This window comes from Dyadobacter ginsengisoli DSM 21015 (genome assembly GCF_059568735.1).
This window is the reverse complement of record NZ_JCANTY010000001.1, coordinates 1,018,725-1,035,467: the sequence shown is the minus strand read 5'-3', so window position 1 is coordinate 1,035,467 and position 16,743 is coordinate 1,018,725. Positions and strand designations below refer to the sequence as shown.

General features: G+C 52.5%; 10 protein-coding genes. 4 read left to right on the top strand and 6 right to left on the bottom strand.

The window, feature by feature from the left end:
• Positions 1-5 precede the first annotated feature (5 nt).
• The 3 genes from BP71_RS03640 to BP71_RS03630 form a co-directional block, all read right to left on the bottom strand.
• A complete protein-coding gene (locus tag BP71_RS03640; protein WP_496376710.1) occupies positions 6-1,130 on the bottom strand; it encodes an oxidoreductase in 1,125 nt (374 codons plus the stop codon).
• 80 nt (positions 1,131-1,210) lie between these two features.
• Positions 1,211-1,810: a Crp/Fnr family transcriptional regulator gene (locus BP71_RS03635; protein ID WP_496376708.1), complete on the bottom strand. Its 600-nt coding sequence runs from the start codon at positions 1,808-1,810 to the stop codon at positions 1,211-1,213.
• A 58-nt stretch (positions 1,811-1,868) separates the two neighbouring features.
• A complete protein-coding gene (locus tag BP71_RS03630) occupies positions 1,869-2,609 on the bottom strand; it encodes an SDR family NAD(P)-dependent oxidoreductase (protein WP_496376706.1) in 741 nt (246 codons plus the stop codon).
• Positions 2,610-2,705: 96 nt separating this feature from the next.
• Here BP71_RS03630 and BP71_RS03625 point away from each other — a divergent pair, with 96 nt between their 5' ends.
• Positions 2,706-3,095 (top strand): winged helix-turn-helix transcriptional regulator, encoded by a 390-nt coding sequence (locus BP71_RS03625; RefSeq protein ID WP_496376704.1) that lies wholly within the window; start codon positions 2,706-2,708, stop codon positions 3,093-3,095.
• A 102-nt stretch (positions 3,096-3,197) separates the two neighbouring features.
• On the top strand, positions 3,198-4,862 hold the full coding sequence (locus tag BP71_RS03620; RefSeq protein ID WP_496376702.1) for an ArnT family glycosyltransferase: 1,665 nt from the start codon (positions 3,198-3,200) through the stop codon (positions 4,860-4,862).
• A gap of 56 nt (positions 4,863-4,918) precedes the next feature.
• Here the strand turns inward: BP71_RS03620 and BP71_RS03615 are convergent, their stop codons facing one another.
• Genes BP71_RS03615 through BP71_RS03605 form a run of 3 tightly spaced genes read right to left on the bottom strand, consistent with a single transcriptional unit; the run spans position 4,919 to position 10,875 of the window.
• Positions 4,919-5,620, bottom strand: a complete 702-nt coding sequence (locus BP71_RS03615; RefSeq protein ID WP_496376700.1) for a DUF3823 domain-containing protein — start codon at positions 5,618-5,620, stop codon at positions 4,919-4,921.
• A gap of 21 nt (positions 5,621-5,641) precedes the next feature.
• Complete coding sequence (locus BP71_RS03610) at positions 5,642-7,669, bottom strand: RagB/SusD family nutrient uptake outer membrane protein (RefSeq protein ID WP_496376698.1); 2,028 nt, start codon at positions 7,667-7,669, stop codon at positions 5,642-5,644.
• A gap of 23 nt (positions 7,670-7,692) precedes the next feature.
• On the bottom strand, positions 7,693-10,875 hold the full coding sequence (locus tag BP71_RS03605; protein ID WP_496376696.1) for a SusC/RagA family TonB-linked outer membrane protein: 3,183 nt from the start codon (positions 10,873-10,875) through the stop codon (positions 7,693-7,695).
• 248 nt (positions 10,876-11,123) lie between these two features.
• On the opposite strand from BP71_RS03605, the gene BP71_RS03600 reads away from it, so the two are divergent.
• Together BP71_RS03600 and BP71_RS03595 are read left to right on the top strand one after the other, a co-directional pair.
• On the top strand, positions 11,124-13,931 hold the full coding sequence (locus BP71_RS03600; RefSeq protein WP_496376694.1) for a T9SS type A sorting domain-containing protein: 2,808 nt from the start codon (positions 11,124-11,126) through the stop codon (positions 13,929-13,931).
• Positions 13,932-14,159: 228 nt separating this feature from the next.
• On the top strand, positions 14,160-16,730 hold the full coding sequence (locus BP71_RS03595) for a galactose oxidase (RefSeq protein ID WP_496376692.1): 2,571 nt from the start codon (positions 14,160-14,162) through the stop codon (positions 16,728-16,730).
• Positions 16,731-16,743: the final 13 nt, after the last annotated feature.

The following is a 16,743-nucleotide window of genomic DNA, read 5'->3' as shown; positions in this document are numbered from 1 at the left end:
CAAGATCAAACCAGCGGTTGCCTGAACTGATGCATCACCTTTTGTGCGTGTTCCAAAGTAATGCTGGGGGTAATGAGCGCTTTGAAAAACGGAACAACCGGCTCACCGGCGGCCACACGTCGCGGCCAGTCGGGGTTGGCGATCGCGGCCCGGCCTATCGATACCAGATCCGCCTGGCCGCTGTTCAGCAGCGACTGGGCAAGCGCTACGTCGTGCATTCCTCCATTGGCAATCACGGGCGATCTTAAAAGGCTTTTCGCAATCCCCGTCGAAGACAGGCCATCGGGATAAAGTGCCTCACGGTCCCACCGGCCGCCTTCAGCGGCGATATGCACATAGTCGGGATCGATTTCCGCCAGAATTCCGAAAATACTCCGTGCTGTTTCAGAACCACCCGGCCACCGGTAGGTCAGGTCGTTCACTTTACTTTCCGAAATGCGGATACCGACCATAAAACCGGCGGGTACGCTTATCTTAATGGCCCGGTACACCTCCATCAAAAACCGCAGGCGGTTGCGCGTGCCGCCTCCGTACGCATCCGTGCGAAGGTTGGTATGCGGCGTGATAAACTGATCAAAAACATAGCCGTTGGCTGCGTGGATCTCGATTCCGTCGAAACCTGCTTCCACCGCCAGTTGCGCAGCCCGGACATATCCGGCCTGAATATCGGCCATATCGGCCAGGGACATTTCTGCCGGTACGGGGAACGGTCCCGTCAGACCGCCGTGCTCCGGTACACGTGTGCCAACGGGCCGCACCGCCGACGGCGCAATCGTGTGGTTACTCATTTGCCGCAATGCACCCGCATGCATCAATTGGCTCACAATGCAAGCACCATGCGCGTGCACACGCTCCACCACACGCTTCCATCCTTCCATTTGCCGGCGGTTCGATATACCGGGTTGCCGTAAGTCGGATTGGCTGAAAAGCGCGTCGGTGTAGGTTCCCTCGGAGATGATCATTCCAAAACCGCCCCTTGCGAATGCTTCGTAATAATCAGTCATTTCCCTCGTCGGTACGCCGTTATCGTCTGCACTCCACCGGGTCATTGGCGCCACTACTAACCTGTTTTTTAGTGCATTACCTAAAATATACGTATTGTCAAAAATGCTTTTCCCTGTCGTTTCCATACACTTTTTTTGCTTACAAATGTATGGCAGCGACCAGGGCAGGCTCGTTTAAGTAGTTTAATAAAACACATTAAACTAGTTTAACGCGACCGGCTTTTCTGTTTGCGGATCTGGCTGAGAAACACCGGTGTAATACCGAGATAGGATGCGATATGCCGTTGCGGCATGCGTTGTTCGAGCGTGGGGTATTTGGCAATCAGCGCTTCGTAACGTTCGGCTCCGTTCATGGAGAGGCTGTTCAGAATGCGCTGGTCCTGCGCAATGGCCCCTTTCTGTTCCATAATGCGCCAGAATCTTTCGAACGCCGGGATGTCGCGGTACAATTGTTCCAGATCCTGCTTTTCGAGCTGCAATAAGGTCGAAGCTTCCAATGCCACGATATTCCGCAATGCGGGTGTCTGCAAATGAAGACTGGTGGAGTCCGTAATCCACCAGTCTTCCATGGCAAAATGAAGGGTATGGTCATTCCCGCGCTCATCCACATAGAAAGAACGCATAAAACCCTTGCATACATAACTTTCGAATTGACAGATATCCCCCTGTTGGACCAGGTATTGCCGCGGAAGCAGTTGGCGGACCTTCAAAAGGGAAATAAAGTAGGCCTGCTCAGCGTCCGTCAGGTCGATACGTCGCCGAACGTGGTCCAGGATCATCCGGTATAATGCTGATTCGTTTTCCAATGCTTGCGGCCTGATGGTTGCGGCAAATATTGAAAACTAATCCGTCCGATCCAACAGGCTAACTTAGCGTCCCGCCGTCGATGGTGATCACCGAGCCTGTCGTGTAACTATTGGCCGGGCTCGCGAGGAACGCAACGGCGTCGGCAATATGCTCGGGACGGCCATATTTCGGGATCGACATCATGCCACGCTGGAAATCGGAGAACTCGGATGTCTCAGGATTCATATCGGTATTTACAGGACCTGGCTGGATCAGGTTGACGGTGATGTCCTTTGGCCCGAGATCACGCGAAAGCCCTTTCGTAAAACCCGACAATGCTGATTTGCTCGCCGCATACAGCGTGGCCTGCGGGACTGCCGCGCGGTCGGCCATGCAGCTACCGATGGTAATGATACGTCCGGCGCGTTCCATTTTGCGCGAAGCGGTCAGACAAGCCTCAAAAACCGATTTCACATTGACATTCATTACAAAGTCGTAATCTTCAATCGTGTGCTCCTCAAATGCTTTGCCCACATACACACCCGCGCTATTGACAAGGATGTCGAGCTTACCGTAATGCTCGATCGCCTGATCTATGGCCGCAGAAACGGCACCTTCCTTTGCATTGTCGGAATGCACTGCAACCGCATTCAACCCCTCACCTGTGAGTTCCTTCACCAATGCTTCGGCCTGTTCTTTACCGCTGACGTACGTGAAAGTCACCTTCGCTCCTTCGGCAGCGAGCCTGCGCACAATGGCGGCCCCGATTCCCCTTGATCCTCCTGTTACGAATGCGACCTTGTCTTTCAGATTTTGCATGATTATAAATTGTTTTGTTTCATTGCAAAAGTATCCAGACACTCTTAATTTTACAGGTACTAACATAATTATCAAGTACTAACATAAATGTAAGTTATGCGAAAACAGAGCTCCACGAACCTTGAAAACGAATTGCTGATCAATGGAAATTGTGACATGGCCTACACGTTAGACCTGATCGGCGGCCGTTGGAAGCCTTCCATTCTCTGGCGGCTGGCTTACGGCGCCATGCGGTACAGCGATCTCCGGCGCAGCATGCCGGCAGTTTCGGAGCGCATTCTTATTTTACAACTGCGCGAATTGGAAAGTGCCGGGCTCATCAGCCGTAAAGTTTATCCCGAAGTACCGCCGCGTGTGGAATACCAGCTCACCGATATGGGGAAAAGCCTGGAACCGGTGCTGAACGTACTCACCGCGTGGGGCAACGAAAACCGTCCGGGATCGGTAGTTAAAACGCCCAGATGCACGTTGTTAACAATTAAATAACAGCTTATTTCAGCACATAACCGTCACAAGTTCAAACCTTCGTGCGTACATCGGGGAGCATACACCATTTAAACGTGCCGTCTCCCCGAAATACGCAACGTTATGAACAACCGTGACCCATTTTTGCATCGTTATTTCCCGTGGCTGCTGCTGGCCGGTATCTTACTTAACATTCCCGGCCTCTGGCTCGACATCATCGAACCCGATGGCGCGTTGTATGCGACCATATCCAAGCACATCGTGCTGCACAACGACTGGGTCAACCTCCATGGTGACGGCCACGACTGGCTGGACAAGCCGCATTTCCCTTTCTGGATGGCCGCCATCAGTTATAAGGTCTTTGGCATTACGGGTTTTGCGTACAAACTCCCCGCATTCCTCTTCTGGCTGCTGAGCCTGCGGTACACTTACCTCATTGCCAAGAATTTATACAATGATGACGTAGCCAAAATAGCAGTATTGATATACACCGTCGCATTGCACAGCACCCTTGCCAACTTCGACGTGCGCGCAGAACCTTACCTGACAGCCTGCATCGTGGGCGCGACCTGGCACATGCTGCGCGTACATGCAAGAGCGCATGGGTCGCATCTCGTGTGGGCTGCACTCTTCGCCGCCTGCGCCATCATGACCAAGGGTATTTTTGTCATCATCACGCTCTACGGTGGATGGGTTATTTACTGGCTCATTACCAGACAGTTCCGCGAATTCAAAAATTACCGCTGGTGGCTGATGCTTGCTTTATGCTTTGTTTTCATCCTGCCCGAACTGTACAGCCTCTACGTCCAGTTCGACCTGCATCCCGAGAAAACCGTATTCGGGCGGCACCATGTTTCGGGCATCCGTTTCTTCTTTTGGGACAGCCAGTTCGGCCGTTTTTTCAATACAGGCCCCATCAAAGGCAAGGGCGACGTCACCTTCTTTTTGCACACCACGTTATGGGCATTCCTTCCCTGGTCGGTGGGCCTTATCGGAGGCATTGTATATCTGTTGAGATTCGAAAGGAACCGAGACTCCATTCGCTGGGTGGTGTATGGAAGTACCTTACTGACCTTCCTGCTTTTCTCGTTATCGAGGTTTCAGCTTCCGCATTACCTGGTGATCGAATTCCCGTATTTCTCGATGATTACCGCTTATTTCTTCCAGCAGCTCGCAAACCGCTCACGGCTCGCGCCCCTCATCACAATACAAACTGTGCTGATGGTCGCTACGCTGGTTTGCATTTCGGTGTTACTGTACATCACCGGCATCAGCAATGGCATTGTAGCTGCAGCTATTGCGCTGGCGATCGTGTTCGCAGTGAGCGTCATCCGCTACCGTAATGCAATGCAACAACTTTTGTTCAAAGGGTACGCCATGGCAGCCATCCTGTATATATTTCTGTTTCAGTTCTTTTACCCGTTCCTGTTCAAATACCAATCGGGAATGCAGGCCGCGCGGGTTATACCGGAACGGAACCGGCATCTGCCTGTCGCCGCCTATGGCTCCTTTTCTTACAGCTTCGAATTCTACTCTCCGGGAGAAGTGAAACTGATCAAAAACGGCGAATCCCTCGACGAGTTCATTGACGATGCACCTTGTTACCTGTATACCAATGCCGCTGTCGCAGACAGCCTGATCCGGTCCGGTGTAGGCGCGGAAATCCGCGCTGCTCCCGAACACTTTCATGTGACCCGCCTGAAATACGGATTTCTGGATCAGGCAAAACGGTTTAAAACGGTTGAGCCGAGATATTTGCTCTATATCCGCGATGCGGACGCACTGTAAAACAAAGCCCCCAAAGATCAACGATCCCGGGGGCCTGCACTACCTCTGCGTATAAACTAAGGAACCTTTACGGTCTTGATTGTTGTGTAGTTATACTTTTTATAAGCATCGTTCACGCGTACACCGACCCGCACATAGTAGATAGTCGAATATTTCATGGCTACCGAAGAAGCAATCGTGATCTGCTGCCCCTCCTTCTCCACAGTGACCGGCACTACGGCTCCCACCGCGGTATTGTCCCAATTATTGTTTCCGACATATTGATTGGTGGAGATAAAGAGCTGGTAATCGAGCGGATTAGGTTTGGTAAGACCTTCCGGCGCAGGATTGCCGGTAAATTTAAAAGTAACCGACAGCTTTTTATCCGCATTCACCGTCGGTTCCCCTACCCAATCCACATTCAGGTAAGGGGTTACCGTAAAGTCCTGCCGGGTAGCGCCGGTAATGTCGACGACCTTTTCGGCCACGGGATAAAAAGGTCCCTCCACTGGTGTTACCTTATAATTTCCCGGAAACAGCTTGTTATTGATAAACGACCCATCCTGTTTCAGATTGAGGTACATGGGCAGGGGCGTATTGCTCCAACTCAGCTCTTCGAGTTTCAGGCGGGCACTCGATGCTCCTTGTTCCAACTGAATACCGACACCGGCCGCATCCACCAGCTGGCCTTCAAAAGTAGCATCGGGCGCGTCCACATTGTCGATCCTGCAAGCACACAGCACGACCGGGATGAATAGGAAATAGAGAAAACTTTTCATTGTTAAATTCATTTTCAGTGATCAATATTGCTCATTTTGAACCAGTTTCGGGTTAGCGATCAATTCAGCTCCCGGGATAGCTTCGTAGTAATTTTTGGTAGCCACCGTAAATCTCGCACTCCGCTCCTCGAACCGGCAATCGAAAATGTATTTGCCACGAATGTAGTCATTGGTTTCAGCCACAGCACCTTTGGCGAACAGGAAAGGGTTGCATTTACGCCAAATCCGCGCATTCACCTCCGCATCAGCCGTGCGCCACCGTAGCATGTCCCACCATAATTTGTTCTCAAAAGCAAGCTCCTTTCTCCGCTCGATACGCACGAGCTGCAAACCGCGTGTAGGTGCCAGTACGTACGAGCCTACACCCGTGCCAGGCGCAAGCGGGTGTGCAGACGACAGCTCGGCAGTGCTTTTGAGCAACACCGCACCTGCGCGGGTCCGGATTTTGTTGGTATTTTCAAAAGCGTCGTTCAGCAACGCCACACCATCTACCTCGGTGACGCCATTCTGGTGCAGTTCCAATGCGGCTTCCGCCCGGTTGAGGAGTACTTCCGCATACCGGATCTCGATCCACGACTGGTTCGACCGGTGTAATGCTGTCGCCGAGGGTGCCAGGTTGGGCATGAGCCATTTGCGGCCATGGAAACCGGTAATGGTCGCATTGTTCGCAGATGTAGGGCCGTCCAGGCCGGTGGGGTTAATGGACTGCCCGTTCGACAATACCATGGGCGTCTGGTTATTCCAGGTGCCCGACTGTTTGACATTGGTATTGTAAAAGGCGTTGGAATTATAGCCGCTGGTCATATCCTCGGGAATGAACTTCGGAATGGGGATCGATGGATCAACCGACTCAGCGAGCGTGCCACGGCGCAAGTCCGTCCGCACGCCTTTGATCGGCTGTCCTGGCAGCAGCACAGTACCCCGCAAACGCGGCTCGCAGTTTTCGAAAAGCTGCTCTACATAGTCGAACACAACGTAGTTGCCTTTGTCGTCGGTCGTTTTCAGCTGCCCTTTCGCATTTTTGGGCAGTCCGTCGAACAGCTCCACGAAATCGAGAGTCGGATTGAAACGGTCGCCGTAAGTGGACGTCATATGCGGCGGTGCGTAAACGGCGTCGAAGCTGTGTACGGCTTCGGGATAGGAATAGCCCTTCGCAAAAATCGTTTCGGGACTTGAAGTGTCCAGAAAAAGGTCCGCATAATTGTCAGCCGTTGCAACCTTGTCTGCTGCCGACCATTTTTTGGTATAAAGCGAATATTTACCCTCGATCATCTTTGCCGCCTGGAAACTGGCTTTGAAATAATCATTGGCCTTCTCTTTCGGAATCCCGCAAAGCATCACCCCATCCTTCACGAAGGGATTGCCATACCGCGCAATGGAACCGGCTGTCAAAGCCACCCGCGACTTGAATGCGGCCGCAATGTTTTTGTTCACCCGCCCCGACTGTTCGCTGGTTTCGGGCATATTGGCAATCACAAAATCGAGATCCGCGAGGATAAAGTCGTACACCTGCTGCTCACTGCTGCGCGGTATTTGCAGCGATTCCAGCGAACTGCCGTTCAACGATTGCACTTCTTCGGTAACCGGCACACCGCCATAACGTTTCGCCAGTGCGAAATAGGCGAATGCCCGAACGAAGCGCGCCTCAGCGATCCATTTGTCGACTTTCGGCTGCGTGAGCGACGAAACGTAATCAGGCAGTTCCCGGATGAGGTAGTTGGCATTGCGGATCACCTGGTAGCCACTTTTCCAATAACCGCGCGCCGGGTTCACAAAACCACCGTTGTTGCGGTTCGCATTCTCACCGGTGTTCAGGGCAGGTGTCGCAATGTTATTCCAGGTATCAAAGCCCTCGGTACCTTCCTGGGCACTGTATTTAAAGTCTTCAATGGGCATCCGGCTGTACAATGCAGCCATGTAGGCCTGCATACCGGCATCCGAGAATGCGTCCTGGTCCTGGACCACATTGATCGGAGGAATATCGAGTTCGTTGCAGGCATAGGTTCCGCCCAACAGCAGGAGCGCCAATGCGTATTTTATATTTTTCATTTGAAATACCATCCTGATTTGAATTAAAAACTGATACTGGCACCGATGTTGATCGTCCTGTTAATCGGATACATATAGCCGTACAACTCCGAGGGGTGTTCGGGATCGAGGCCCTTTACCTTTGTGAATGTGTGCAGGTTATAGCCATTGACATACACACGCAGTCCCTGCACACCTACTCTTTTCAGCAGGTCCTTAGGCAAGGAGTAGCCTAGCTCCGCGCTCTTGAGACGTAGGTAAGCGCCATTCTGGATGTTGCGCACCGAGTTCTCGTCGGCCACGGTGCCGGTGTAGGCATAGTAGCCGGGCTCCCATTGTGTGTTCGGGTTGTAGGGATCCGCATTGGTATCGGTCGGGTGCCACCGGTCCATGAAAAACGACAGCGCATTGCCATCCCAGGCCAGCGGTTCGCGCAATTGCTCCCCGTAGGCCACGTAGGAAAGCGCTGCTCCCTGGAACAGGATGTTCAGGTCAAACCCTTTATAGTCGATCGAACCCGAGAAGCCGAAGTTCATCAGCGGGTGGTTCTTTTTCGCATCGCCACCAACCGTCGTCGTGCTGGCAGGGTTAATGGTCGTTGCGATCGGGTGCCGGTCCATATCGTCGATCGTGCCGTCCCCGTTCCAATCCTCATAAATGTAGTCGCCGGGCAATGTGGCACGGCCTGCATAACTGTCGTGCGTAGCGATCTGCTCGTACGACTGGAACTGGCCTTCGTAACCCCATCCGAACCAGACGTCGTTGAAGCGGTTGCTCCGGTTGTTCCGCCAGTTGTCATAAGAGTTGCCTGAAAGGCCGCGCTCAATGTAGATGTTTTTGGTACGGGTCAAAGAAAGGTTTCCTGACACATTGTAACGGATCTGGTTGATGCGTTTGCGGTGCGAAACCGAAACTTCGAATCCGCTCGTCTGGTCGCTGTTCAGGTTTTCCTGCGGCATCGTCGCCCCGAATGTACCGGGCAGGGACATGAGTCGGTTGGCCAGCAGGCCGGTCCGGTTGCGACGGAAAATATCAAAGGTAACCTCCACCAGTCCATTCCAGAAACCCGCGTCCAGACCGGCATTAGCAGTTTTGACGGTGTACCAGGAAATGTTCGGGTTGGGCGAGTTGCGAAAGCCCAGCGAGTTCACGAACGCCCCGCCGAACATGTATCCACCGGCCAATGCCTGGCTGTTCCCATTGAAAGGATAGTCATATCCGGAAACAAATTGATAGGACGAGGCGCCATCGTCTCCCATCGATCCGTATGAGCCCCGGATTTTAAGGTTATCCAGGAAATGAAAGAATGCATTGTTTTTGATAAATGCCTCTTCCGACAGGCGCCAGCCGGCCGATACTGCCGGGAAGAAACCCCATTGTTTGTCGACCGGGAATTTGGACGAACCGTCGTACCGGAAACTGAAATCGGCAATGTATTTGCCTTTGAAATCGTAGTTCAAACGGCCTACCAGCCCTTTGTTCGCATTTTTCCAGATGTTGTTGATATTGCTGCTGCCGATCTGGTTCTGTGCTTTCCCGGCAAAAAGGTATTCCATCGGGATCCCCAGCTCACGGCTTGCGTAAAAATTGTCGCTGCTGCGGGTGCTTTCCTCGTAGAGTACCAGTGCGCCCACATTGTGTTTTTCCCCGAAAGTGCGGTTGTAGTTGAGCGAAACCTGCATCAATGTCGACGGGAGCGCATTGTACGTCCGCGTGAGCTGATCGGGCAGATTGTTGGCAAAAGGCGCGTAGGTGCCGTTCGATGCATTGTAATCGTAGAGATTGTATGACTTTTTATAATTGGTGTTGGAGTTAATACGCGTGTCGTAGCTGAACATCCCTTTGGCCATCAGCCCTTCTACCTGCGGGATGGTGTATTCGAGTGAAAACTGGCTTTGCAGCCATTTGTTATTGTCCTGCTGGTAACCCGAAATGTCGGCGGTAGTCAATGCAACCGGATGGCCAGCGGCCATTTTGAAAAGATAATCCGGGTTGTTGTTCGCATAATTGGTTTCATTGGGCTGGGCTCTCCAGAGCGGCCCGTAGATTTCGTGCATGCCGCCCGCCTGCTGGCTATTTTTCGTGTCGATGATCCCGCTCAACTTCAACGAAGCGCGCAGTTGCTTCGTGATCTGCGCATTGACATTCGAGCGCAAATTGTATTTGTCGTAATTCAGGTCTTTGCTTTTCCAGAAACCCTCCTGGTACATATAACCCATATTGATAAAGTAATCGACCCGGCCGTCGGCGGTTCCTCCGCTGGCGCTCAGGTTATGCTGCTGCTGCGGGGCATGCTTCTGCATGACGAGGTCATACCAGTCGGTACTTTGCAGTTTTCCTTCGCGGTAAGGGGCAAAGTCCGATTCCGAATAGCGGATCACCGGGCTGTTGACATTGTGCATGCTCCGCTCGTTCATGAGCGTGTAACGCTCGATGGCGCCAACAGGCCTCGGTAGGCCCAGGGCGGTTTGACTACCGTAATACATCGCATATTCGATCTTCGCACGTCCGCTCGCACCGCGCTTTGTCGTCACAAGCACCACGCCATTCGCGGCCCGCACCCCGTAAATGGCCGCAGCGGCATCTTTCAGAATGGAGACGCTTTCGATCTCGTTCGGATCAATGCGTGAAATGTTGTCGCGCGGCACACCGTCGATCACAATCAGCGGATTACCGAAGCCGCGGATGTCAAACTGGTTGGAATTAAAATCCCCGGGTTCGGAAGATTTCTGCACCACGCGCAAGCCAGGCAACTTGCCGGTGAGCATATTCTGAACGTTTTGGTTTTTGGTCGTGACGATCTCCTGGCTGTTCACCGAAACGACGGCGCCCGTCAGTGTCACTTTCTTTTGGGTACCGTAACCCACCACAACCACCTCGTCGAGGTTCCTGTTGTCCTCAACCAGGATTACGTCGATGACGCTTTTCCCCGCCACCTCAACCTCCTGTTTGGCATAACCTACAAAAGAGAACACCAGGATATCGCCGGCAGATCCGGCCTGTATCGTAAACCGGCCATTGACGTCCGTCGTCGTACCTGTCGTAGTTCCTTTTACAAGCACATTCACACCCGGAATACCTTCGCCTTTTTCATCTTTGACAGTTCCGGATACGTCGACCGCAACGACCGGAGGATGACCGGTCCCTAGCGCATACGCAGGTGCATGGAGATGGCACAACAATGCCATGAGCATCACCCATAGGGGGATGGATAGAGTTTTTTTCATAATTGTTTTTTGGAAAGAAAAAGTTACACGGAGGTAATTGTAAATCCGGGTGCTAAGTAAAAGGCGGAGCGTTAACCGGGACTTAATTTGGACTTAATTGGCTGTTTAAAGCCGAAATTTTTTCCCATTTATTCTTTATTAATTTATAGTTAAGCTAAAATTATGGGTCTGCGCCTAGATTTGATCCGGTCCGGCAAGGTGTCTGCAGCCGGATGTTTACGCAAATCTCAAACCATAATCTTAACGCAATGAAAAAGCACTGTTTACTGTTGCTCCTGTTACTCGCGGCAATCCTGAACGCTCATGCGCAGGTGGTACCCGTGGATGATTGTGAATCGCTTACCGGCTGGGGAGGTGGTGGAAATACATTAAGCCTCGACAGCGACGCGCCTGTTCAGGGAAGTTTTTCGGTTAAATCGGAAGGAGGAAATACGGAGCGGTTCCGCCGGAATTTCAGCACGCCCATCAACAGCGGCATCGCCCCTGCCGAACTGAATATCGCCTACCTCCAATTCTCGCTTTACGTTTCGGACGTCGCCAAATTCAGTGCCTCGGGAGGGCAGTTCGAGATCACGAGCTCCGGTAACCCGGACACCGACGAGTACAACTGGGGGACCGGTAGCGTGAATCTCCGCAATGGTTGGAACAACATCGTACTCCGGCTGAGCGCGGCAGGCAAGCAGGGAAACCCGGATCTGGCGGCCATTAATTTTTTCAGGTATTACAAACCTGTTAATGCGGGGGAGTCGGTTATGATTAAGATCGACAACATCCGTTTCACAAAGGGTTATCAGGGCAGCGATCTCGTTGGGGCGAAGATCTTCTCCGCTGCCGACGTTACCACGGGTTGGTCGGGCAGCGATGTCGTGACCGCCGACGCGAGCAATAAAATCCTTGGCAGTGCTTCCATTGCCAAAACCGGCTCAGGTGCCGACTGGTTTAGCTACAATGCCGCCCCATTCAACACGACGGTGAGCGAGGCCGACGGGATGGTTAAATTCTGGCTTTTTGTATCGGACGCCGCCCAATTTACCGGTAGCGGCAGCATTGTCTTTTCATCGTCGGGCCAAGCCGGGACGGATGCATACCGCTGGCCTCTGGGCAGCCAGAAGATCCAGAATGGCTGGAATCACGTGATCCTGCATTTGCCCGATGCCTCCAAAAGTGGCAATCCCAACCTCTCGGCCATTAATTTCTTCCGTATCAACCAGCCACTGAATGCACCCATTACGGCACGTGTGGATGAAATCGAGTTTTACGAACCGGCAGCCGCTACCACTCCGGTCCCCTCCGACAACTCGCTAAATGGCAAGGTTATGTTCGGTTATCAGGGATGGTTTGGCCTGCCTACCGACGGCAACCCTGCACACAACTGGTGGCTGCACTGGTTCGGCGGCGCCCCGGACCATGCCAACGCCACCGTGGATATGTGGCCGTATCTGGGTGATTATCCGCAAAACGAGCTGGTGGCCACCAATATGGTTTACAGCAATGGCACACCTGCCAAGCTGTTTTCCAGCTACAACTACAACACCGTCGACCAGCATTTCAAATGGATGCGGGAGCACGAGGTAGACGGCGTATTCCAGCAGCGGTTTCTTCAGAACTTCCGGACCGGCGATTCCCGCGTGCCCCGGCATTTCGAAAAGGTGATACAAAATGTGCAGACGGCCAGCCTGAAATACGATCGCGTATATGCGATCATGTATGACCTCTCGGGTGCGGACGCTACCTCTACGGAGGCTGTTATCGCAGACTGGAAACGCCTCGTGGATGAAATGGGTGTCACTTCGGAAAGTAATTATCTCTGGCACAAGGGCCGCCCGCTCGTTGCATTGTGGGGACTTGGCCTGGCGTCTAGTCCGGAAGCGACTGCGGCACGCTCCGATCAGCTCGTAAAATGGTTCCGCGACGGCGACCCCACCGACCCGACAGACGCACCCAGGTACCGCGCTACCATCATGGGTGGACTCAACAATAACTGGCGTACCCACACCGCCGAATGGCTGGCCGTTTACGACCAGCTAGACGTGATCAGTCCGTGGTCGGTAGGCCGGTACAGCAATGAAAGCGGCGCCAATGCATTCGCGATCAGCTCGGTAAGACCCGACATGGCCTATGTTCAACCCAAGAATATCGACTATATGCCGGTTATTTTCCCGGGATTTTCGTGGTTCAACCTCCAAACGGTGCGTAACAATCCGTCTGCGGCAATCAAAAACTCGATTCCACGCAACGGAGGCAGTTTTTTGTGGCAACAATCTCAGAACGTGATCAATGAAGGAGCGAATATGGTATACCTCGCGATGTTTGATGAAGTAGACGAATCGACATCCTTCTTCAAAATGGAAAAGTTCTCGGACCACACTCCGAAAGGCGGCGATACCTGGTTCCTCTCGCTCGATGCCGACGGTTATGACCTCACACCCGACTGGTACATGGCCATCGGCGGATACACCAAAAAGGTGCTTGCAGGTAAGGCTTCCAATAGCCTGTCGGTACCCCTTTATCCCAATGCATTGAGCACCGCCGCCGGGCAGCCTTTGCCGGTAACGCTCGTGAACATTACTGCGAAACCCGAACAGAACAATGTGCAGGTTACCTGGCAAACCTCGCAGGAATCCAACAGTTCCCATTTTGAAGTACAGCGAAGCTCCAACGCCCGCGCCTTCACGAGCATCGGAAAAGTAAATTCACACCAGAATGCGGCTTCGGAACATGCTTATGTTTATGCAGACAACAATCTTCCCGGCGGCCGTTTCTACTATCGCCTGAAAATGGTCGATCTTGACGGCACCTACGCTTACAGCAGCATCGTAACCACCGAAGTCGCGAAGTCATTTGAAGTAAGTGTATATCCCAACCCGGCTGCTTCCAGACTGGCAGTGCGGTCGGATACCAGGATACTCCGAGTGGATATCGTGAATGCATCCGGCCGGAAAATGCATTCCTCGGCTCCTGATAAGCCTCATTTTGACCTCGATATCAGTACCTGGCCGTCGGGCACGTACATTGTCAGGATCAATGGCACCGAAAAGAAAATTATCAAACCGTAACCTTTTCCCGATTAAGCAGTCGATATGCGCCCTGGCCAGACACGGTCGGGGCGCATATTTTTTGGTTACCTCCATTGCGGCCTTATATTATTTCAAGTTTTTTTTAACTTTTGTGTATTATTTGCACTGCGTATTACTTTGAAATCGGCCTGACCGCATATGAGACATTCCAATGCCCGTAACAGGCAAATCTGCGGAACCTGCCCGATATCACCCCTAAACCCGAAAATGAAATTCCGCTTTCCTCTCCTTGCTTTTGTTACCAGTCTTTTTCTGATGACGGGCATCACGGTATCCGGCCAGCCGAACGGCCTGCGCTTTGCCAGCTATGAAGTCATGCAGGACCAGCGCACGGCCCTCCATATAACCCCCGGCAAACCCGTTTGCTTTTCGGAAAGCCTCGAACTAACCTTCGATCTTTCATTTGTTCCCAAACAAAAAACCTATTTCGGCTATATATTCCGGCTCATCGGCAACGACAAGCACAATATCGATCTTATCTACGACAACGGTACCGCCGCGGCAAATGGCCGTTTCCGATTGATCACAGGTGATAAGCTGTCCGCTATTGCATTCAACATTCCGGACCAGACCCTTTTCGGAGAATGGAATGCTTTTTCGGTGCGACTTAATACCGCAAAAAAAACGCTGACAATCCATGCGGCGGGTAAAACGTTCACACAATCCCTTGAAACAACGCCCAATACCTGCTACCAGGTGTTTTTTGGGGCCAATCAGCACAAGGCGTTTCAAACGACCGACGTGCCGCCGATGAAGCTCAGGGACATTTCCCTGATCCGCGACGGCAAGCTGACGGACCTGTGGCCCCTTCGGGAAGATGACGGAGCCCTCGCCCGTAATGAAAAGGGAAAAACCGCAGCCGAAGTGACCAATCCGGTCTGGATTGCACGGTTGCATCAGGCCTGGCAGCCTCGCAAACGTCTGGTGACAAACGGATTCGCCTGCACGGCCATCGACCAGAAGAAGGAGATTTTTTATCTGATCAGGGAAGACAGCCTGTACACCTACTCCATCCCGAGCCAGGTCACGGTTTCGTATCCATACCAGTCGGGCAAGCTACACCTGGCGAAGGGCAATCAGGCATTTGTGGACACCACTACCGGTCAGCTCTATACCTACAATGTCGACCAGCAGCGCGTTTCCCGTTTTGATTTTGCGACCCAATCCTGGGACAACAACTTCCTATTCCCGATTCCGGAGAGTTCAACGGAATACTGGCATTCCAACAAGTTCTATTCTGCGGTCGATTCTTCCCTATATGTTTTCGGCGGCTACGGGCACCTCACTTACAAGAACCGGGTCCACAGGTACCATTTCCCCACCCGAGCCTGGACTGCGGTACCCATTGACACGAGCATTTACACACCCCGCTATCTGGCGGGCGGCGGCGCCGGTACGCAAGGCATGTATATTCTGGGCGGATACGGAAGCATGACGGGCCAGCAGATCCTCAACCCCAGGAACTGGAATCACCTGCTGCTTTTCGAACCGGGCAAACGCCAATTCCGGAAAGTCTACGACACCGATGCTGAACTCGCAGATCTGACGTTCGCCAATTCCCTCGTCTTTTCGGAAGACAGCTTTTATGCGCTCACATTTCCGAAAAACCGTTATAATTCGGCATTGCAACTTGTAAAAGGCTCCCTGACAAAAGCGGATTTCCATTCCCAGGCAACCCCAATCCCATATTCCTTCCACGACACCCATTCATTCGCTGATCTCTATTATTGTCCGGACAGCAAGTCGCTTACCACCGTCACCATGACCCGGGGTGATGACGACAAACAGACTGTCGTGAACTTGTATGCATTGCTGATGCCCGTGGGCGAAGCCCCGCGAGAAACCAATCTGGCGGAGAACAAGGATGTCAGCATCGGACTCATAATAGGCGCCGGCCTCTGTCTGCTGGCTATTGCGGCGTTGTGGATTTTATCCCGTCGTCGCAAGCGGGCGTCCGCTCCTGCATCCGCCGTTGTCCCGCCGTCGGAAGGCGTAATAGAGAAAACACGTCCTGTCGATCTCAAATCGTTACCTTCTGCCTATTCGCCCGGCAAAAACAGTATCAGCCTTTTTGGAGATTTACAGCTCTACGACCGGGACGGTAACGACATTACACAGGCTTTTACACCGCTGATCAAAGAGTTGTTCCTGGTAATTCTGTTGTACACGATCCGGTGGAAAAGGGGTATTAACTCCGACAAACTGCGTGAGCTCCTCTGGTTTGATAAAACCACAGAGAGTGCGAGGAATAACCGGTCGGTGAATCTGACGAAACTCAAAGCGATACTCGCCAATCTGGAGCATGCCCAGATCGCGATGGCTGCCGGGCATTGGAAGCTGGATTTTGATCCGAATGGGATCAGTATTGACTATCTCGATTTTTTGAACATTACTTCTGCTCAGCACATCGGCCGCCCCATGATAGAAGCCTTGATCGGCATTACCGGCAAGGGCAGCTTTCTGGCCAATGTGGAATACGAATGGCTGGATTCGTTCAAGTCCGAGATTTCGAATATCGCGGTCAATACCTACCTGACATTTGCAGGCAGCATGGCCGTTGCCGAGGATCCGGAATTTGTGATCCGGCTTGCCAATAATATTTTCTATTTTGATCCGGTCAATGAAGAAGCGATGATCCTCAAATGTAAGTCGTTCGCATTGCTGGGCAAACACTCGCTGGCAAAGAGCACATTCGAGAGCTTCGCCAGGGAGTACAACAACATCTACGGCGAAATATTCCGGCGTGAGCTGACGGATATTCTTAAATCCGAAGTTTGAATTACCTGGCCCG